This is a genomic window from Sulfitobacter pacificus, assembly GCF_030159975.1.
GTDB lineage: Bacteria > Pseudomonadota > Alphaproteobacteria > Rhodobacterales > Rhodobacteraceae > Sulfitobacter > Sulfitobacter pacificus.
Window position 1 is genome coordinate 1 of sequence record NZ_BSNL01000003.1, and the last position, 20,220, is coordinate 20,220.

The window sequence follows — 20,220 nt, forward strand, 5'->3', positions numbered from 1 at the left end:
TGTCGTTGTGCCCTAATTAAAGAGAATAGAGGCTAATTTTTCCCTGACTTTTCAATGGCTGCTTGTACCTCTATTTGTGGCATTGTACCTTTAATTAGGATACTGTACCCTAATTTAGGATACAAGATTATCTGTGGATAACTTTCGGCGATTTGTGATGAAGACGCGCTGTGAAATCTGAAGCCGTTGCGAAACATCGTGCTGCTATTCTGCGGCCGCTTCTTGAGCTTGAAAAAAAGGGCGACCCAATTGGTCGTGCCATTGGCGACGCGGCATGGGAGTTGGGTCTTTCCAAAAGCTATACTTGGAAGCTTTACCGTCGTCTCAAAGAGAACGATGCTCGATCCGTTGCGCTGCAACCGGGTCGGCGCGGGCCTAAACCTGGAAAAGGGCGTCTTGCTCCGGATGTGGAGCGCATCATCAGCACCACCCTTAGCCGCTACTATCTGGTTCGAGAACGTTTGGACCTGTCACGGTTTGATGCCGCTCCTTTGATAGCATTTATTGCAACAAAGGAGATGAACTATGGGAACGAAACGAACGGATGAATTCCGGCAAGATGCGGTGCGGATTGCGCTCACCAGCGGGCTGACGCGGAAACAGGTTGCTGATGATCTGGGTGTTGGGCTGTCGACGCTGAACAAGTGGATCACGGCGCATCGAGATACTGATGTTGTGTCGAAAGAGGATCTAAGCCTCGCCCAGGAGAATGACCGACTTCGGCGCGAGAACCGCATTCTCAAGGAGGAGCGGGACATCCTAAAAAAAGCCACCCAGTTCTTCGCGGGCCTAAAGCAATGAGGTTTAGGTTCATCGAAGAACATCGAGATAACTTCCCGACCAATCGCCTGTGCCATGTTGTCGGTGTCAGCACGCGCGGTTTGCGGGCGTGGCGCACCCGTCCAGCCAGCCGCCGACAGCGGTCTGACTTGGTCACTCTGGCGCATATCAAAGAACAATCGCGTCTCAGTTTGGGCAGCTATGGTCGACCACGGATGACGGAAGAGCTGAAAGAGATTGGCCTGGATATTGGTCATCGCCGTGTTGGCAGATTGATGCGCCAGAACGGCATATCAGTGGTGAGAACCCGCAAACACAAGGTCACGACCGATAGCGACCACAAGTTCAACATTGCGCCGAACCTGCTGGATCGTGACTTCGCAGCGGATCAACCAAACCAGAAATGGGCAGGCGACATCAGCTACGTCTGGACCCGTGAGGGCTGGTTGTATCTGGCTGTGATCCTGGACCTGCATTCAAGGCGCGTCATTGGCTGGGCGGTCAGCAATCGGATGAAGCGTGACCTGGCGATCCGGGCACTGAAGATGGCGATTGCGTTCCGGTCATCGCCGAAAGGTTGCATCCACCACACAGACCGCGGCAGCCAATATTGTTCTCACGATTACCAGAAGATTCTGCGCCAGCACGGCTTCAAGGTATCTATGAGCGGCAAGGGCAATTGTTATGACAATGCCGCCGTCGAGACGTTCTTCAAGACGATCAAGGCCGAGCTGATCTGGCGGCATTCATGGGACACACGACGGCAAGCTGAGATGGCGATCTTCGAATACATAAACGGGTTCTATAATCCACGACGACGCCACTCAGCACTGGGCTGGAAAAGCCCTGTCGCCTTCGAACGAAAGGTGGCTTAAACGAGCACTAGGAGCGGCACAAAAGCGTGACAGGTCCAGTTCAAGTTTTTTGCGCATTTGGCGTGAGATACGCTCAGAGTGTGATGCAAAGGGCTTCCAGCCTCCGACCCGTCGAACAGTTAAGCGGCGGCTAGATGCGATGGACCAGCGTAAGGTCATCTCAAAGCGACATGGCGCGGACGTAGCTGGACAATTGTTCGCAGCGCGTCCTGGCAAACTCGACGTTCCCGACCCACTCGACGTCGTGCAAATCGATCATACCAAGGCCGATGTATTTTTGGTCGATCACATCGATCGACAGCCTCTTGCGCGGCCGAACCTGACGATGGCGATCGATGTCACCACGCGTGTGGTGTTGGGCGTATACGTGAGTTTCGATGCACCGTCCGTTCTGTCGGTTGCGCTTTGTCTCGACCATTGCGTGCGCCGAAAGACAGTGCATGTGCCCGGCACCCTTGAAGAGCTTACCTGGCCTACGGCTGGTATTCCGAAGGCTGTTCATGTGGACAATGCCCAGGAGTTCCGCAGCAGAGCGTTCAAGTCCGCGTGCGAGGATTGGGGCATTGATGTTTCCTATCGTCCCAAGGGCGGCAAGCATTACGGAGGTCACATTGAGCGCTTGATCGGTACAACTATGGGTTCGGTTCACGTATTGCCTGGAACCACGCACTCGTCACCCAAAGACAAGGGTGACTATAACAGCGAACAAAACGCGACTTTGACGCTTGCTGAGTTTGAAGACTGGCTTCATCTTGAAATCTGTCGGTATCACAACACCCCGCATCGGGCTCTTGGCCGGACACCTCTTGCTGCCTGGAGCGATTTGGGTGGCGATACAGCAGGGCGGCAAGTTGTCGATGTGGACGCGTTTCGATCGAGCTTCATGCCTTTTGAATGGCGCAAGCTTGGCCGCACAGGGATCACGCTTTTTGAAGTGCGCTACTGGAATGATGCGTTTGCGTCCTTGATCGGGCGGGGCAAAGAGAAGGCGCAAGTCAGATTTGATCCGCGGAACCTATCGAAGATTTGGGTGCAGGTAGACGATGGTCGCATGATCGAAGCGCGCTACCGAAATCTCAGTCATCCCGAAATCTCTCTTTGGGAAAGTCGCCGCGCCCGCAAAGAATGGAAAGAAAAGCACGGTGGGCGGATCCACGAAAAGGCGCTGTTTGATATGGTAGACGCGCAAAGGCGTCTGGCCGAGGCAGCGCGCCAGAAAACCAAGGCAGCCAGGCTGGGTAAAGAGCGGGATGCGCGCCTGTCAAAGGCCCCAAAGCAGCGCGACCCTTCTCGTGAAATGTTCGCGATTGATACCGGCAACCCTGATCTTCCAACCTATCCCATAGATGAATTTCATGACCCAAAACGAAAGAATTGACCGCATTCGCAGCGACCATTGGATCGCTTTTGATCGTGCAACGATTGTCCTCAATCGATTGACATCATTGATGGAAACACCGCGACAAAGTCGCATGCCAGGTTTGATGGTCTATGGGAGCTCTGGCATCGGGAAGACGATGATCGCCAAACGTATGGCGAGCAAGTATCCCACTCAATACAAGAGTGATCTCGGGATCACCAAGACACCTGTATTGCTGCTTCAGGCACCACCCGCGCCGGATGAGAGAAGGTTCTACCAACACTTACTATCTACGATTGGCGCGCCCATGTGGGGGCGTCGCACAGTCTCGGAACTGGAGGTTCGGGCGCTGAACCATCTCAGAGACATGGACCTGAAAATGCTCATGATTGACGAGGTGCACAATCTGCTTGCCGGCAGTTACAGGGAGCAACGTCGGTTCCTCAACATGCTACGGTTCCTCGCAAATGAGCTTAGCGTATCGCTCGTGGTCTTTGGCGTTAACGAAGCGCTTGATGCCGTCCGTGGCGATGACCAGCTTGCGCGCCGGTTGGATGAACATTTTTTGCCGCTTTGGGAAGACGATGTAGAGTTCTCACGTCTGATCCAAACACTGATCGCGGCCATGGCGCTGGAAAAACCTTCGGGCCTGACCGTTGCTTCGCTCCGAACCATCCTGAAGGTGACCGGCGGGGTCACGTCCCGCGTCTTTATCATGATTAAGTCTCTGGCCATCGATGCGATTCATTCTGGGGAAGAGAGGATTACGGATGAGGCTGTCGCGACATGGCGGCCGACCTGGAACAAACATGCGTGGACGGTTCCGCTTGAGACGGCCGTTGAGGCCGAGTGACCATCAAGCTTCTGCCCCGCCGACCACCACCCCTATGCGATGAACTGCTTTCGAGCTGGCTTACCCGGCTGGCACAAGCCAATCACTGTTCAACCGAAGAACTGTGCGGCTATCTTGGCTTGCAAAGGGGCAGGGTGCCCGACCGCTCGAGCGACCTTGTGTCACTGTACCCTAATTAATCAGAATTGGGTCTGAAATTATCCCGTATTATCAATGGCCGCATGTACCCTTAATTTTCATATTGTACCGTTAATTACCATACTGTACCCTTAATTGCAGTACGGTCGGAGCTGTGGATAAATGTCGGACTATTGGGCGGGGGAGTGTGTGGTAAACGAGCGTCTTGCGAAACACCGAGCAGCGGTTCTTCGGCCGATCTTGGAGCTTGAGAAGAGAGGTGAGCCGATCAGCACTGCTATCGGAGATGCAGCTTGGGAACTGGGCTTGGCGAAAAGCCACACATGGTCGCTCTACCGGCGTCTGAGAGAGAACGATGCACGCGCCACGGCGTTGGAGTTGGACCGTCGCGGGCCGAAACGTGGTTCGAAACGGATTGCCCAAGACGTCGAAATCATCATCGATGAGAGTCTGCGAAAATACTATCTGGTCCGCGAGCGTTCGAGCTTTCTTCGCATCTGGCGTGAGATCCGTGCCGAGTGCGAGGCGAAGGGGTTTCAGCGGCCGACCCGGAGAACGGTGAAAGCCCGTCTAGACGCTATGGATCAGCGAGAGGTCTTCCGGAAACGGCGTGGGGCAGAGGAGGCTGACAAGGTCTTTGCTGCGCGTCCTGGCCGCCTTGAAGTTTCAGTCCCGCTGGAAGTCGTTCAGATCGATCATACAACTTCGGACATCACGTTGGTCGACCACGTCAATAGACGGCCGCTTGCGCGCCCCTATCTGACGGTTGCCATTGATGTCGCGACCCGGATCGTTCTCGGGGCCTATGTCACTTTCGACGAGCCATCTGTCTTGTCGATCGCCCTATGTCTTGATCACTGCGTGCGCCGGAAATCGGTGCACCTCCCAGAAACACTAGAAGAGGTGGTTTGGCCAACGGCCGGCATCCCGAAGGCGATCCACGTCGACAATGCGCAGGAGTTCCACAGCGATGCCTTCAGCATGGCCTGCGAAGATTGGGGCATTGCTGTCGAGTATCGTCCGCTTGGCGGCAAACACTATGGCGGCCATGTCGAACGGCTGATCGGAACGACCATGGGGGCCGTTCATGTGCTGCCGGGGACTACGCAGTCTTCAATCGTCGAGAAGGGCGACTATGACAGTGAGAAGCATGCAGCCTTGACCCTGGTCGAGTTTGAGGACTGGCTTCACCTGGAAATATGCCGCTACCACAACACAGTTCACGAAGCCCTCGGGCGAACGCCGCTTGCAGCATGGGCGGACATGGGCGGCGATACTGCGGGACGGCAGGTTGTCGATGTCGATGCCTTTCGGACAAGCTTCCTGCCATTTGAGTGGCGTCAGCTCGGGCGCACCGGGATCACGCTCTTCGGGGTCCATTACTGGAGTGATGTCTTTGCGTCGTTGGTCGGGCGCAGGCATGGCAAGGTACAGGTGAAATACGATCCGCGAGACTTGTCGCAGGTCTGGGTCATCACCGGTGATGGCCGCGTGATCCCGGCACGCTACCGGGATCTCAGCCACCCGCGGATATCGCTTTGGGAAAGTCGGCGGGCCAGGAAAGAATGGCAGGATAAACATGGTGGCCGGATCAACGAGCGGGTCCTATTCCAATTGATTGACGCGCAACGGCGGCTAGCCGAAGCGGCGCGTCAAAAGACAAAGACTGCCCGGTTGGAAAACGAAAGAGACGCGCGACTTCCCCGCCAAAAAGCGCGCCGCGATCCGTCGCGCGAGATGTTCGCGATCGACACGGGGAATCCTGATCTGCCAACCTATGAGATTGATGAGTTTAATGACCCCAGACGAAAGAATTGACCGTATCCGTGGCGACCATTGGATCGCGTTTGACCGTGCCACCATCGTACTCAACCGATTGACATCCCTGATGGAAATGCCACAGCAAAGCCGGATGCCAGGGCTGATGGTCTATGGCAGCTCTGGCATCGGAAAGACGATGATCGCCAAGCGCATGGCGAGCAAATATCCAACGCAGTACAACGCCCAGCTGGGTGCCACGAAGACACCCATACTACTGGTTCAGGCTCCGCCCGCGCCGGACGAAAGACGGTTCTATCAGCACATCCTGGCGACGATCGGGGCGCCGATGTGGGGCCGGCATACCGTGTCCGAGCTCGAGGTCCGCGCGCTTAGTCATCTTCGGGACATGGACCTTAGGATGTTGATGATCGACGAGGTGCACAATCTGCTTGCTGGCAGCTATCGGGAGCAACGCCGGTTCCTGAACATGCTCCGGTTCCTTGCCAACGATCTCCGTGCCTCGCTCGTCGTCTTCGGAGTGAACGAAGCTCTGGAGGCCGTTCGTGGAGACGACCAACTGGCCCGACGTCTGGACGAACACTACCTGCCGCTTTGGGAAGATGACGTAGAGTTCTCCCGGCTAATCCAAACGTTAATCGCCGCGATGGCGCTCGAACAGCGTTCAGGCCTGACGGTCGCGTCGCTTCGGACGATCCTGAAGGTTACCGGGGGAGTGACTTCGCGTGTGTTCATCATGATCAAGTCTCTGGCTATCGATGCGATCGAAACCGGAGAAGAGCGGGTCACGGACGAAGCAGTTCAGGCCTGGCAACCGGTTTGGACGAAGCACGCCTGGAACATTCCTCGCCAGCCCGCCGCTGCATTCGGATGACGGTCAGACCACTACCGTTTCGACCTCCACCCATTCATGATGAGCTTTTGTCTAGCTGGATCAGTCGATTGGCGAACGCCAACCATTGTTCAGTTGAAGAGTTTTGTGGCTATCTGGGTTTGGGGCAGGGCAGGGTGCCGGAATGTACGAGCGACCTAGGGGCCGTGAACTGGTCGCGGACTTGTGCGGCACTTCAGCGACCCCAGATTGAGATCGCTGCCATGACTTTTCCTAGTACGATGTATCATTCCGCGCGATACATGTCGCTGCATGACTTCCAGTATTGCTTGGGGTGTGTTGAGAAAACGCCAAATCTGGTTCTTCGCCATTGGCGCTTTGTCTGGTCGCTGACATGCGAAGCCTGCGGTCGGACCCTCGCAGCCAAAAAACCAACCAAATACGTATCAGGCAGACTTCGTGCTCAAGCTGTACGCGGCTCGGCAACTCTAAAAGCAGCTGTGGCGAGCAACGATTACAGACGATTGCGTCGGATAGATTTGACCCTGCATCTCATGACAGTGCTGGGGACCGGGCATTTGGGTTCACTCACCTCCAGGAACGGGCACGAAAGGCTACTTGCTCTTGCCGCAGTCAATGTCGGCACGACCCGTCCCTTGTTAGGTGCCGCCGTCGTCCTGCGAGGAAACGACCGGGCGGCTCGGGAGTTGCGCCGCGTCTTTCCTCAGCATCGTCGGGTGATCGAGAGGATCCGTGGATTGTCGCAGGACCTCGATCGACGGCTTCCTAGACTGAGTGAAACAGGGCATCCGACCAGGCAGGAAACGCATGGATCGTGTCGCCCAAATGCATCGGAGAGCGCTTTGCAGGCAGCTCGTAAGGCCATCTCCGAGCTCGGACACGACGCAAATCGTCAAGCGCTTCTGATGCGCGCCGATGAAATCTGGAAACGCTCAAAAGGGGTCAAATCCTGAAGCGAGCAGCCTGTGGATATATTGCAATTAAGGGTACAGAATTGCTCCAAAATGCCCTGAAACCGCAGAATCTGATTAATTAGGGTACAGTGACAGTAAGATCTGAGTCTTTCGACACCATTTCTTTCTTCGCGCCAGCTTTCCGGATAACCTTCAAGCTCTCCATTGAACTGGAGCTCACTGTCATCGGGACAAAGGTAGCCGGCGACGTTGTCTTCATCCTCCGTTTCAAGTGGCGTATCGTCAATGTTTCTGGGTATGAACCGGATGTCGCCGTCATAGTCAATTTTGGTTGCGACATGGAATTCTTGCCCACAATTTCTGCAAAATCGTGTCGGGTACAACCTGTTTCCAGGTGCGTCTGGATCTTCAAGCTGGCCTTCGAGAAGCACGCGACGAGGTTTGTTCGTCAATGTTGTGAAGACATCTCCTGCGCCTGAGATAAATCGGTGCAGTTTGAAGGCCAAAAATGCTCCATCTCCTTCCCCACCGCGTTCATGCTCGGGTAAGCTCACACGCGTAAGAAATGCTTCGAGAGCTGCCTTGCAAACTTCAGTTGCCACACCGCTAGCTTCCGCCAATTTGCCAACCGCCTCTTCAAAAGGCATTGGCTTCTTGCGACGAAGCTCCAAACCATCATCGAGGCCTAGTTCCAATTCCGCCCAAATAGAGAGTGGGTACTGTTGCAGAGCGTCATCATCAAGAATCTCTGGGAGCGGGTTTGAAACGCACATCGCTAATTTTGGTAGAATATCCTCAAGACGAACACTGTCATCGGTTGCGCGCTGTGGGGATTCATCAATGACAGCGTCTGGACCAATGTCTGTGCCGAAAAGGCGCGAAGCAACCTTGGATACAGCGAGTGCTCGCCCTTCATCTGTTCCTTCAGATGCCATGGTCGCGGATGTGCCGATACAAATAGGAGCTTTGCCTGGCGAACATCGATCGCGTAATCGACGCACCAGAACAGCAACGTCAGCACCTTGGCGTCCTCGGTAGGTATGGAGTTCGTCCAAAATTATGAACTCTAAGCCCGATGCATTCTCGATGACCTTGGTGTCAAGGTCATCCTGGCGAGTCAGTAAAAGTTCGGCCATCATATAGTTAGTTAGCAAGATATCTGGCGGATTGGCGGCGATCTGTTGGCGCTCTTCCTGACTTTCTTGACCTGTGTACCGCCGCACGACTGGCTTCAGGTCATTCGGCAACCCTGACTGGCTCACAAATTTGTCGATCTCTTTCATCTGGCTATTTGCGAGAGCGTTCATCGGATAAACGATAATTGCCATGGTGCGACGCGGTTTTCCGGCACGGCGCGCTTTGATGATTGCATCGACAACCGGAACAAAAAAGCAAAGGGACTTACCTGAACCCGTACCAGTCGTCACCACGTAGCTTTTGCCCGACTTTGCCTTCGCAATGGCTTCGGCTTGATGGCGGTGGAAGCGAAGCCCTGTCGGCCCAAAACGAAACACTTGCCCCGTACCGCTATCAAGGTCCCCAGACGTAACCAGTTCGTCGACACTTGGCCCTGCCAAAAAACGCGGGTTGAGCGACAGAAGTGCGTCCGGCCAAAACTTTCCAGCATCGTACTGAGCGTCAATCTCCGCCTTAAGATCTGGCGCGCGAATTGCACTAAACGATCGAGAAAAACGCTCGTAAGCATCAATTAGGTAATGATCAAAATCAAAGGCCTTCATGCGGATCGGTCGCTTTCAAGTGAGCTGGAGAATTCTTCTGCACTGCATTTTGATCCTGCAGTATCGCCTAAATACCCAAATTTAATACAAAGTTATACAGTTTCATTTGTGGGTAATGGCCGCCACAACTTCAAGCTGAAAATGCATTTTCAAACGACACCGCATCGCGCATTTAGGAACTGCGACATCAACAATGCAAAGGGTTTCTTGTTCACCAGACATCGCGTTGACCATTGAATTCTTTCCAACCCCTGCGCCGTCAGTTGCCGGACAGGACGCTTGCGCTTTCAATTGCTGATGCCGTTCCCACGGCAATACCAGCGTTCGCCAAGTATTGCTTGAAATGAATCGGATGAGCATCACGCTTTGTCAGCACGCTCCATACGACAAACCCGGATGTCACAAACGCTGATGTCAGGATCCCGTCGTTAACATCTTCGAGCAAGTCATCTCCTTGAAGCTCCTGCATGCGCTCCGAGACATCGCGGGCCAAAACGGCATTACTCAGACCGGAACTCCCAATACCATCCAGAATTGAGGCGGTTTCTTCCGTGACCAATATCTCAATGTCAGGGTAGCGCTGCAGATGTTCGTAAACCAACGTTGGCGCGCTCACCGCTTTAAGCTGTACTTCCCGCACGACCTCACCATCCAAAAAGAACTGCACGTCCGCGCCGGGGAAGTTGGTAGCCTTCATGATTTCAGCGGATTCAGCGTCGCCACTGGCTTTGTGCATCTCCACGAATAGCATTTCGTGATAGATGCCTTTGGTGTTTGAAACCACACCGTTCAATTGCGCAGGCGACAGGCTTTGAACGTAGTCTGACAGCTCTTGGACGGACGCATCTTCAAGGTTGTTGGTTGATCGCCGCAACGCGTCCAAGACAAGATCGCTCTCGAGACTCAGCGCTGACAGCTTGTCTTCCAGCAGGCGTTGGAATGTGACGGCGAGCAAAACCGAGGCCAGATGCGAGATTTGACGCCGTGGGGTAGGTTTGCGTCGGAGGGGGCGTGTCAGGCGTGCCAACCAAAGACCAAACCGCTCTGAACGTGATTTTCGTCTTGGTCGAGACAGGACATTGGCATGTTTTCGAAGGGCACGGCAGTGCTGTTGAAGCTGCTTTTGGTACTTTGGCTTCAGTGTGTTGCCAAAATGGACAGGTCCATCTGATGCCTCAGTAGGCGCATCTTGTTGAATCAGATATTGGTCGATTTCGGCAAGGAATGTTTTGAGGCCGTCATGTGCGTAGATGCGAAGCTCATCCGCTGTGAGATCCGGCTGATCTTCCTTTAAAATTGAATCCAAGGGTCGGATCAGCGTGTCCGCACTGAACAGAACCTTGTCTTCAAAAGGGTGCAGTTCTTCCAGTTTTCGCGGTCGCCCATGCAGCTTTCGGCGCAGGTACATCGTTGCTGTTGCACCGGCTGCGATCCCGGTCAGGGGCAGCACAATGGCACCCGCGGCCATGCCGCCACCGACAAGGCCGCCAATCCAAGCAAGTGTTGCACTTGTTGATGCCGCACCACTCAGTGTGCCGATTGCCGTGCCGGTGCCGGCCGTGCCCAACGTCGATACCAATCCAAAGAGGCCTGCGGTGGTCGCGACACCCGTCACCTTGGCTGTCGCAATGGACGACGCCAAACGCGCACGCTGCACGTTCTTACTCGGGGTTTGCGTGATGGCGGACATAATACCGAGGAGGGATGTCTCAATTTGCCTAAGCTGGGTGCTGTAATCCATAGTTTCCTGATGCCAAACTTGTGCCAACTTTGTAAGGGATGTTGTGAAGTAACTGATGAGCGAATTGACGGTCTCTTGGGCCGCCTAACAGAGTTATTTTCGGAGTCTAAAGCAATTTGCCCCCATCCAAATCCAACATTGCTACCACCTATTTCCTTGATGATGTCGCAGGCGCGCACATCCCTGCCAGTCGGCTGCGTGGTATACTCGAAAATGTGCAGGCAGACCGACCTCTGACCTCGCTGCAAGAGGCCTTTCTGCGCCAGCAAGGCTACAACGCACTCGCGCAATTGATGTGTGGCGCATTGGATTGGGCGACCTTTGTTGAGCGTTCTGCAAAAGAACGACAGCTTCGGTGTGACGCGGCTGCTTCCACCAAAGCGAGAGATGCAATAGAACGTGCCCGTCAGGCGGAGGTTACTGATCGGAAGAACGCGATCCTCTTTGCTGAGGAGGCACGAAAGCAGGACAGGCGGCGCAAACTGCGGGAGCTCCCAGACCGTTTTGATCTGCCTTTTGTTGAGCGCGAAGATCTTGGGCGGATCAATCACATCCTGCGGTCTGTCGTCGCTGGACGACCCGTTGAAAAAGATGACCTTGTTTGGCTTGGCGGTGATGGTACGGACTATTGGACTGATGCGTTGCGCCGCGCGCATCATGCGAACATGGCGACAATCCTTAGCGCGGCATGGCACCAAACAGGTGATCCTTGGAAGGCTGTCAACGCGTGCGGCCATTGGCGTAAAGGCGGGTTGTCCCAGAAGGGCCTGATGCTCGTGGAAGCAGCGCTCGAGCGCAAAGAGGCAAGCGGAAAGACCCGATCAGCCCTTTTGACAACAGCGGGTGGTGCCCTGCGAGATATTGGGCGTCGCGAAGATGCTGTGGCGTTTGGAACTGAGGCCCACGCTTTGACAGAAACGGATTTCCGCCCATGCACGCTGCTTGGGGCCGTCCACATCGAAATGGGAGATTACGGGACGGGTGCAGTCTGGTATGAGAAAGCGGAGGCGCGCGGCGCTAGCCAAAATGTAATCGATCGAGAGCTGCAATCGATCCTTCAAGCAGCCTCGCAACATGAGCGCAATCAGATCAGGAACGCTCTCAAAGCCTATAACACTGCCCGGTATGGGCGACTGTAGATGATGCAAGGTCCAGCTGTCGCAGTATGAGAGCTGTCTTTCGAGCCCAGCTTGCGCTGTCATGATACTTCCTAGTTATCGTTACCGATAGACTGCTGGGCTGTCGTCTGATGAGTTTCGATTAAGTAATAACCCTTACGCTCCGTCAGTAATTGACCTGTTCGAAGCCGTAGTTTCCTTCATAGTCGCGCCAATCAACGAAGACTGATCGATGGTAAATACTCGGGCAATTGTACCCCCATCTTTCAAGGCCAATATGTGCCTCGGGTAGATCTGCTGGAGCAGACCGAGCCCATGAAAAATCACCTTGGGTTCCATAGGTGCCAAGGTAAATGGTTGCGGATCGGTTGCAATCTCCGTCACGGCCAGACTCGTTTTGGCGTGCGTATCTGACATCGTAGACGCGGATTGAGCGTACAAAGTTGAATTCGGGCCCACTGATGTCGATGTCAGCGCGGTCTTGGACCAACTGGAGCGCAAATCCTTCCGGAAGCAGGTGAGACTTTGGTCCGGCAAGATTCAAAATGGCATTTTCAGAAGACAGAGGTTCGGTTGCAGGCGACAAAAGCGGTCGCGGTCGATCCTGACTAGTGAACAAAATATTGTAAAAACGACCTCGATTATCCGACGGGGTAACCGGATCATAGGATGCGCCCATCGGGCACCGCCAAATCTGCAATGGCGGTTCAACGGGCCAAGGCGTGATCCGGCGGATGAATTCGGCGCGTGCACGGGCACATGGAACTGATGCTGGCCAGCCGCCAGAGAGGCACAGTAAAATTGCGCAGTCGATCTGATACGTTTGAGCCTGAACACGATTGGCAAGGCCCACGGACGAACCAACAAGTGCAAGTACGGCGACAATTGAGTATTTTCGAAATGTGCGAAGCATGTGAAGCATGTGAAGCATCCTATCGAATAGGGTGTAAGCAGCATGACTCCGTTAGTATATTATTGCAACTCTAAATATATTTTTGATAAAATACGCATAATGCGTCTTATGTTAACTGTCCGTCGTCAGAGTTTTTGGTACCAATAGCGTCTTAAACTAAGAGAGAGTTTGGCTCATCTGGTTGGTTTCATTATGCGGCACGTTGTCTGTGATGCAAGCGCCGGGCTTCAAGTGTTTTGCGTTTGATCCTTTCTCTTTTGTTTAGAATGGCTTGTGCGCGACCAAAGTAAGCGTCGGCCGGTGTGACGTTGCTCAAGCTCTCGTGGTATCGCTGATGATTGTAGTAATCGACAAAGGCTTCGATCTGCGCTTCAAGATCACCAGGCAAGAAGTAATTTTCTAACAGAATGCGGTTCTTCAGAGTCTGATGCCAACGTTCGATCTTGCCTTGGGTCTGCGGGTGATATGGCGCACCGCGAGTGTGTTTCATGCCTTTGTCGTTCAGCCATTCGGCCAATTCCCCAGAGACGTAGCTGGAGCCGTTGTCGCTCAACAAGCGCGGCTTGTGAAGGACGTGAACTTGATCGCAACGTGACACCTGCAGAGCCAAATCCAGTGTGTCGGTTACATCTTCAGTTCGCATGTTAGTGCATAGTTTCCACGCAATGATATAGCGGCTGTAATCGTCCAGGATTGTACTGAGATAGAACCAACCCCAGCCCAAAACCTTTAGGTAGGTAAAATCAGTCTGCCAAAGCTGATTGATGGCCGTGGTCTTGTCCTTGAACTCGCTGGCGGCTTTAATCACGATGAAAGCCGGGCTGGTGACCAGGTCGTGCGCCTTCAGCACACGATACACTGAAGCCTCTGAAATAAAGTACTTTTTAGTATCGGTGAAGGTCACCGCAAGTTCCCGCGGCGACAGTTCTGTTTCTTTCAAGGCCAATTTGACGACTTTGCGTCGCACCTCGTCAGGGATGCGGTTCCAGACATGCTTGGGCTTTGGGGATTGATCCTTCAGCCCTGCTTCACCACGCTGCAGATAACGATCATACCAACGGTAGAACGTTGTGCGGGGAATGCCCAACTTGGCCAGCGTTTGTCGGGCGGACAGGTGGCTCTCTTCGACCAAACGAATAATCTCAAGCTTCTCGGTTGCAGGGTACCTCATTCTTGGTCGCCCCCATCCCCTGTCATGCTTTTTTTGAGCAGGCGGTTCTCAAGGGTGAGATCGGCCACGCATTCTTTCAAAGCCAAGGACTCTGAACGCAGCTCCTTCACCTCTGGTGACGTCGCCTGGCGCGCTGTGTCGCCAGACAGCCGTTGCTTTCCAGCTTCCATGAAGTCCTTCGACCATTTGTAGTAAATGCCTTGGGAGATGCCTTCACGACGGCAAAGCTCAGCAATGCTGTCTTCGCCCCGCAAACCGTCCAAGACGATGCGGATCTTCTCTTCTGATGAATAATGTTTGCGCGTGGCCCGCTTGATATCTTTGACAATCTTCTCGCCAGGACTTTTGCGTGTTCCAGGTGTCTGTCTCATCTTCCACTCCTCAGTGGTTACGATGAGCCAAGAACACTCTCTTATCAAATGTCGCTAAATGGACCCATAAGCGCTGACGTCAGACACTTTTGCGATGCCCTCATGAACCAACACCCGGCTTATTGCCGTGCACATTTGCCCAGACAGAACCAACGCCGAACGGCTAATTTCAGCGATTGCCTTGTCTAGATCAGCATCGTCGAAAAGAATCGCCGGAGCCTTGCCGCCTAGCTCAAGCGATAGATGTTTCATTGTGTTTGAGGCACTGGCCATCACCAGCTTACCCGTATTGGTTGCCCCGGTGAATGACACCACATCAATATCAGGATGCTGCGACAAGACCTGCCCCACTTCGATCCCGTTTTCGTTGACAGAATTCACCACACCGACGGGCAGGTCAGCGAGGCTTTCAAAGCATGCGACGATCTCAGCATTAATCAGCGGTGTTTGCGGCGCCGGTTTGATGACAATGGTACAGCCCGCCGCCAGCGCCGGCGCAACCGAACGCACAAGAAGAGTTACGGGGGCATTCCACGGCACGATCACAGCGGCAACGCCGGATGGCTCTTGCGTCAGCAGTGATATCTTGCCCGCACCTGTCTCAGTTGTTCTGCCGAAAATGTTGCGGGCAAGGCCTGCGTAATAGCGCGCCTCGTCGATACCAAACGCAATCTCCATCTGCGCTTGTGCCAAAACCTTGCCATTCTCCAGCGTTAAAAGTTGCGCGAGCGCGTCGCTATTGGCTTGCATCTGGTCTGCCCAGTCGTTCAAAATTTTAGCACGCAATCTGGGATTTTCGCTCCAGCCGGATGTTTCAAAGGCTTCCCGTGCGGCTCCAATTGCCTGTTCGGCGATAGCCCGACTTCCAAGCGCAGCAGCGCCTATCACTTCGCCTGTGGCCGGGTCAGTGACCTCAGTGCTTTCCCCATTCTCCCCGGCAATCCACTTGCCAGCGATATAGTGATTGGCAAATTTGCTCATAGTCATTCCTTAGTCTGGCCGCATTGTCAGATAACCAGTAACCTATTTTTGCCTTGCAATTCCAAGATAATGAACTTCAGTTAGACTACGGAAAATCCTATCGCGTCTCGCCTAATACGTGATACCCAAACACAGTGGTATGACAATTCTCGTAGGGGTAAAAAAATGGACCTTCGCCAGCTAAGATATTTTCTGAAAGTTTCCGAGCTCTCCAACTTTCGAGCAGCGGCGGAAGCACTGAACATCTCGCAACCCGCTCTAGGCGCGCAAGTGAAAAATCTGGAGGCGGAACTAGACGTTCTTCTTTTTACACGTCATTCCAGAGGTGTTGAAATTACAAATGCTGGGAAACTGCTTACAGAGCATGCCCGTGTTCTTCTGGAACGAACGGAGCTGGCCATTCGAGATGTCCGCCGATTTTCGGGAGCCCCCGGTGGCATCGTTAAAATCGGCGTGACTCCCTCCATCGGTCGGGTACTCGCACCTGAGCTATTGGAAGTCTGTGCGGACCGCCACCCAGATATCGAAGTCAACTTGACGCAAGCTTTCAGTCATGAACTTGATCGTTCGTTGCTCGGATCTCGTTTGGACATGGTGTTTTCAACCAGCGTAATTAACGACGAGAAATTTGAGTCCCTTCCGCTCCTCCTACAAAAAACTTTTGTGGTTGGGACCGCCGATGCACTCAAGGGATTACAATCGCCAGTATCCATCGGTGAATTGGAGAACCTACCGCTGGCCATGGACGCGCGCGATGAGGAACGCACTCACTATCTTCAAGACATGGCGGCGCGAAAAGGGGTCAAGCTGCGAAACGTTCGTGCACCAATTCACTCCATGAGCATCAGACGAGAAATTGTTCTATCAGGAAATTGCAGTACCATCGTTCCTTATGCTCTTTTCGCACAAGAGATTTCGCAAGGGCTTTTTAAAGCACTGGAAATTGACGAAGTGGATCTCAACAGGGTTTTGAATCTTAACACTCGCACCGTCGAAACCATGATGCCAGCTGAACATGTCATTAGACAACTTATCGTCGAGTTGATCGACAAGCACATCTCGCAAGATGACTATGAGTGGACGTTTCCTGAGTCGCCCTCAGATTAGCCTTCTCACTGCTGTTTGAATCTGTCTTTAAAATTAGCTCAGCGTCAATTCACGAAAGGTAATTTGATTCCCAGCGGGATCTGAAATGCTAAAGGTCCTTTGCTCAAAATTACATGAATCTGGAATGACGTGGCCAGCTTCACCTAATTCTTTTAGCGCAGCTTCAAGGTTAGTCACATGGAACTCAAATCCTGTTCGTTGCTGCGTCAGTTCATGGTCAACAGCATACAAGTGAAGGCCTGGCGTGTTTGGCGATGGCCCCGAAAATATGGCCTCTTCTGAAGTGACTGAAATCAACTCGAACCCAAGTTCATCGCGATAGAACGCTATAACAGTAGCCATACATCCACGAGGTGAATACAGTTTGAGTGTTAAATCAGGCAACTTGCTCTCCGATCACGATCTGCGGTCTCACCTCGCGGTTTGGCAATCCGACATATGCACCACCACTCAAGGATGCAGAGGAGAGAGACTGCTAGGCGCATTGGCTTCGAGCTTTGGCTAGATCGAGCGCAACATCGACGATCATATCTTCCTGACCACCAACCATATGCCGTTTACCCAACTCGATTAAGATAGCCCGTGTATCGAGACCGTGCTCATCCGCTGCTTTTTCGGCATGACGGAGGAAACTGGAATAGACACCCGCATAGCCAAGACTCAACGTCTCTCTATCAACGCGCACGGGACGATCTTGCAGTGGCCGAACGAGATCTTCGGCCGCATCCATAAGTTTGAACAAGTCTGTCCCGTGATTCCAACCATAGGTGTCTGCGACTGCGATAAAGACCTCAAGCGGGGCATTGCCAGCACCAGCACCCATCCCTGCCAGAGACGCGTCGACGCGAATTGCACCATTCTGAACCGCAGCTACAGAATTCGCGACACCCAGACTGAGATTGTGGTGGGCATGAATGCCGCGCTGCGTTTCAGGCTGCAATACCTGGTCATAGGCCTGCAGGCGCGCGGTCACATCATCCATAACCATCGCGCCACCAGAATCGGTCACGTAGACACAATGTGCGCCATAGCTCTCCATCAGCTTGGCTTGTTCGGCCAATCCTTCAGGTGTGTTCATGTGGCTCATCATCAGGAAGCCGGACACATCCATGCCCAGTTGACGTGCGTACGCGATATGTTGTTTCGAAACGTCGGCCTCAGTGCAATGGGTTGCAACGCGGACCGAGCGCACGCCAATTTCGTAGGCATGCTTCAGGTCATCGATTGTCCCGATCCCAGGTAGCAAAAGAGTTGTCAGTTTGGCGTGGCTGACAACATCCGCGACCGCCTCAATCCACTTCCAGTCGGTCGTCGCGCCAAAGCCATAGTTGAAGCTGGACCCCGCCAGCCCGTCACCATGCGCAACCTCGATCGCGTCAACCTTGGCGTCATCCAGTGCCTTGGCAATCGCGCGCACTTGATCAAGGCTGTAGCGATGGCGAACCGCATGCATGCCGTCGCGTAGCGTGACATCCTGAATATAGAGTTTGTCTTTCGTCTGAAGTGTACTCATGTCGTCGCCTCCAGTTTGTGTGATTCCACAATGCGCTCCGCCGTCTTCAGCGCGGCGGATGTCATGATGTCCAGATTTCCGGCATAAGCGGGCAGATAGTGGGCCGCGCCTTCAACTTCGAGGAACGTTGTGACTTTCAAACCGGTGTAGTTTTGATCCAAATCGGGGATAAACAGTGGGTCGTTGTCGCCGATGGCCTCGAACTGCACCTCTTGTTTCAGTCTATAGCCGGGCACATAGCTTTGCACCTCGGCGACCATGTCCTTGATCGAAGCGCGGATAGCATCCTTGTCTGCCGCGTCGCATAGGCAATAGACGGTATCGCGCATGATCATCGGTGGTTCTGCAGGGTTCAGGACAATGATCGCCTTGCCCTTCTCGGCCCCGCCGACAACCTCAATCGCGCGCGACGTGGTTTCGGTGAATTCGTCGATATTCGCACGCGTGCCTGGGCCCGCAGATTTTGAAGCGATCGATGCCACGATCTCGGCATAGCGCACCGGGCTGACGCGATTGACCGCCGCCACAATCGGGATTGTCGCCTGCCCACCACAGGTTACCATGTTGACATTGCCCGCCTCCAGATTCGCCTCCAAATTCACCGGCGGGATCGTGTACGGCCCGATGGCCGCAGGGGTTAGGTCGATAACCGTCTTTCCCAACGCGCGCAGTTTTTCGTCATGCACCTTGTGTGCGCCCGCCGACGTTGCATCGAATACGATTTTGATCTCATCGAAATTCGGCAAGGCAATCAGACCATCGATGCCATCTGCCGTGATCGGCACGCCCATCCTTGTGGCTCGTTTAAGCCCATCTGATTCAGGGTCAATCCCGACAAATGCGCCCATTTCGAGCACCTTCGATTTTCTCGCAATCTTAATCATTAGATCCGAGCCAATATTTCCCGACCCAATAATCGCGACCTTAGTTTTGCCTGTCATGCGTTTTCTCCATCGAATGTGAAATTGACCGTTCCGAGACCTTCGACTGATGCTGTGACAGCCGCGCCCGGTTTCAGCGCGACCATTGGGCCAAGTGCGCCGGTCAGAATGAGATCGCCCGCCCGGAGCGGCTCACCGCGCGCGGCAAGGGTCCGCGCCAACCAGGCGGCCGCGTTCAACGGATGGCCAAGACAGGCAGCCCCGGTGCCGCTTGAGGCGAGTTCGCCATTTACCGTGAGTTGCATTTTGCAGTTCAAAAGATCCAGCCCATCCAGCGGGTGCTCGTCTTTACCCAGAACGAAGAAAGCAGAAGATCCATTGTCTGCCACCGTATCAGCAAAGGTGATCTTCCAGTCTTGGATCCGACTGTCGACAATTTCGATTGCAACAAAAGCGCCTCGTGTAGCGTCGGCCACGTCTTCTGGCGTGGCCGCGATCATATCTAGGTCCTTCGCAAGAAGCAGCGCCACTTCAGCCTCAGCCTTGGGCTGAATCACACGGTCACGCGCCAAAACACCCCCATCTGAAAGCTGCATGTCTTCAAACAGGACACCAAAATCAGGGCGGTCGACGCCGAGCTGTTTTTGAACGGCTGTCGAGGTCAGGCCAACCTTACGGCCGACGATTTTCCGTCCGCTATCCTGCCAAAAACGCGTGTTGATCTCCTGAATTGCATAGGCAGCATCAATATCAGTCGGCTGCAATGTCTCACGCAAAGGGAGAATAGGGTCGCTCGTGTAGGCCTTCCGCAGGCGCCGCGCAGCATTATCAAGCAAGTCAGACATCGGGAGGCTCCGTAAATAATTAAGTATGTGCCCTACCCAAACTGGTTTTGGGCGTAGTTTTGACGAATTGGCGTGGGCGGCGCATGATTGCATTGCGCCAGAGTTCGCCAGTTTAAGGTCCTTTGACCCCAACATTGGTATCAATAAAATGCCGAGGCACAAAAATACGTGAGTGACGACCTTTTCTGCCGCCGGAATTCCATATAGATAGCAAGAGTTCAGCAGTTTCGTGTTTGCCCGTCTCTTGATGGCCATTGAACCACAATCGGAAACCACTGAACCTGAGCT

19 protein-coding genes are annotated in these 20,220 nt (G+C 53.8%); 10 read left to right on the forward strand and 9 right to left on the reverse strand.

Translation table 11 applies throughout. The features are described 5' to 3' along the window. The first annotated feature begins 170 nt into the window (after positions 1-170). The 8 genes from QQL78_RS18065 to QQL78_RS21700 all read left to right on the forward strand — a co-directional run bounded on the left by QQL78_RS18065 (position 171) and on the right by QQL78_RS21700 (position 7,591). The gene (locus tag QQL78_RS18065; RefSeq protein ID WP_284375783.1) at positions 171-548 is read left to right on the forward strand and encodes a hypothetical protein; all 378 of its coding nucleotides are present in this window, start codon (positions 171-173) and stop codon (positions 546-548) included. Beyond that, positions 526-1,655, forward strand: a protein-coding gene (locus QQL78_RS18070; RefSeq protein ID WP_284375785.1) for an IS3 family transposase whose coding sequence is annotated in 2 segments (ribosomal slippage) — positions 526-760 and positions 760-1,655 — 1,131 coding nt in all. Because the reading frame shifts where the segments join, the coding sequence is not laid out codon by codon here. Before QQL78_RS18065 ends, QQL78_RS18070 begins: the two co-directional genes overlap by 23 nt. 139 nt (positions 1,656-1,794) lie before the next feature. Continuing rightward, the gene (locus QQL78_RS18075) at positions 1,795-3,033 is read left to right on the forward strand and encodes a Mu transposase C-terminal domain-containing protein (RefSeq protein ID WP_064224072.1); all 1,239 of its coding nucleotides are present in this window, start codon (positions 1,795-1,797) and stop codon (positions 3,031-3,033) included. Beyond that, the gene (locus QQL78_RS18080) at positions 3,011-3,868 is read left to right on the forward strand and encodes a TniB family NTP-binding protein (RefSeq protein ID WP_229678661.1); all 858 of its coding nucleotides are present in this window, start codon (positions 3,011-3,013) and stop codon (positions 3,866-3,868) included. Before QQL78_RS18075 ends, QQL78_RS18080 begins: the two co-directional genes overlap by 23 nt. Further along, the gene (locus tag QQL78_RS21695; RefSeq protein WP_386259512.1) at positions 3,865-4,047 is read left to right on the forward strand and encodes a TniQ family protein; all 183 of its coding nucleotides are present in this window, start codon (positions 3,865-3,867) and stop codon (positions 4,045-4,047) included. The genes QQL78_RS18080 and QQL78_RS21695 overlap by 4 nt, the downstream gene beginning before the upstream one ends. Positions 4,048-4,168: 121 nt before the next feature. After that, positions 4,169-5,824: a Mu transposase C-terminal domain-containing protein gene (locus tag QQL78_RS18085; protein WP_284375792.1), complete on the forward strand. Its 1,656-nt coding sequence runs from the start codon at positions 4,169-4,171 to the stop codon at positions 5,822-5,824. Continuing rightward, a complete protein-coding gene (locus QQL78_RS18090) occupies positions 5,802-6,659 on the forward strand; it encodes a TniB family NTP-binding protein (RefSeq protein WP_276153154.1) in 858 nt (285 codons plus the stop codon). Before QQL78_RS18085 ends, QQL78_RS18090 begins: the two co-directional genes overlap by 23 nt. Next, on the forward strand, positions 6,656-7,591 hold the full coding sequence (locus tag QQL78_RS21700) for a TniQ family protein (RefSeq protein WP_386259511.1): 936 nt from the start codon (positions 6,656-6,658) through the stop codon (positions 7,589-7,591). Before QQL78_RS18090 ends, QQL78_RS21700 begins: the two co-directional genes overlap by 4 nt. Here QQL78_RS21700 and QQL78_RS18095 read toward each other — a convergent pair. Together QQL78_RS18095 and QQL78_RS18100 are read right to left on the reverse strand one after the other, a co-directional pair. After that, a complete protein-coding gene (locus QQL78_RS18095) occupies positions 7,531-9,291 on the reverse strand; it encodes a DEAD/DEAH box helicase (RefSeq protein WP_284375796.1) in 1,761 nt (586 codons plus the stop codon). The two genes, QQL78_RS21700 and QQL78_RS18095, sit on opposite strands and share 61 nt — an antisense overlap. Positions 9,292-9,550: 259 nt before the next feature. Continuing rightward, positions 9,551-11,032, reverse strand: a complete 1,482-nt coding sequence (locus QQL78_RS18100) for an inorganic phosphate transporter (protein WP_284375797.1) — start codon at positions 11,030-11,032, stop codon at positions 9,551-9,553. A gap of 116 nt (positions 11,033-11,148) precedes the next feature. Here QQL78_RS18100 and QQL78_RS18105 point away from each other — a divergent pair, with 116 nt between their 5' ends. After that, on the forward strand, positions 11,149-12,171 hold the full coding sequence (locus QQL78_RS18105) for a hypothetical protein (RefSeq protein ID WP_284375799.1): 1,023 nt from the start codon (positions 11,149-11,151) through the stop codon (positions 12,169-12,171). 145 nt (positions 12,172-12,316) lie between these two features. On the opposite strand, the gene QQL78_RS18110 is transcribed toward QQL78_RS18105, so the two are convergent. From QQL78_RS18110 to QQL78_RS18120, 3 genes are all read right to left on the reverse strand, one after another. Continuing rightward, a complete protein-coding gene (locus tag QQL78_RS18110; protein WP_284375801.1) occupies positions 12,317-13,072 on the reverse strand; it encodes a hypothetical protein in 756 nt (251 codons plus the stop codon). A 181-nt stretch (positions 13,073-13,253) separates the two neighbouring features. Beyond that, a protein-coding gene (locus QQL78_RS18115) for an IS3 family transposase (protein ID WP_284375802.1) occupies positions 13,254-14,605 on the reverse strand; the annotation gives its coding sequence in 2 pieces (ribosomal slippage) (positions 13,254-14,269 and positions 14,269-14,605; 1,353 coding nt in all). Between the two features lie 54 nt (positions 14,606-14,659). Continuing rightward, positions 14,660-15,586 carry an aldehyde dehydrogenase family protein gene (locus tag QQL78_RS18120; protein ID WP_284375804.1) on the reverse strand — a complete coding sequence of 309 codons (927 nt, stop codon included), beginning with the start codon at positions 15,584-15,586 and terminating at the stop codon, positions 14,660-14,662. A gap of 165 nt (positions 15,587-15,751) precedes the next feature. Here QQL78_RS18120 and QQL78_RS18125 point away from each other — a divergent pair, with 165 nt between their 5' ends. Then, a complete protein-coding gene (locus QQL78_RS18125; RefSeq protein ID WP_284375806.1) occupies positions 15,752-16,693 on the forward strand; it encodes a LysR family transcriptional regulator in 942 nt (313 codons plus the stop codon). A 33-nt stretch (positions 16,694-16,726) separates the two neighbouring features. Here the strand turns inward: QQL78_RS18125 and QQL78_RS18130 are convergent, their stop codons facing one another. The 4 genes from QQL78_RS18130 to QQL78_RS18145 all read right to left on the reverse strand — a co-directional run bounded on the left by QQL78_RS18130 (position 16,727) and on the right by QQL78_RS18145 (position 20,187). Next, the gene (locus QQL78_RS18130; protein ID WP_284375808.1) at positions 16,727-17,077 is read right to left on the reverse strand and encodes a VOC family protein; all 351 of its coding nucleotides are present in this window, start codon (positions 17,075-17,077) and stop codon (positions 16,727-16,729) included. A 91-nt stretch (positions 17,078-17,168) separates the two neighbouring features. Next, positions 17,169-18,206: a 4-hydroxy-2-oxovalerate aldolase gene (gene dmpG, locus QQL78_RS18135; protein WP_284375809.1), complete on the reverse strand. Its 1,038-nt coding sequence runs from the start codon at positions 18,204-18,206 to the stop codon at positions 17,169-17,171. Then, a complete protein-coding gene (locus tag QQL78_RS18140) occupies positions 18,203-19,147 on the reverse strand; it encodes an acetaldehyde dehydrogenase (acetylating) (RefSeq protein ID WP_284375811.1) in 945 nt (314 codons plus the stop codon). Before QQL78_RS18140 ends, dmpG begins: the two co-directional genes overlap by 4 nt. Further along, the gene (locus tag QQL78_RS18145; protein ID WP_284375813.1) at positions 19,144-20,187 is read right to left on the reverse strand and encodes a 2-keto-4-pentenoate hydratase; all 1,044 of its coding nucleotides are present in this window, start codon (positions 20,185-20,187) and stop codon (positions 19,144-19,146) included. The genes QQL78_RS18140 and QQL78_RS18145 overlap by 4 nt, the downstream gene beginning before the upstream one ends. Positions 20,188-20,220 lie beyond the last annotated feature (33 nt).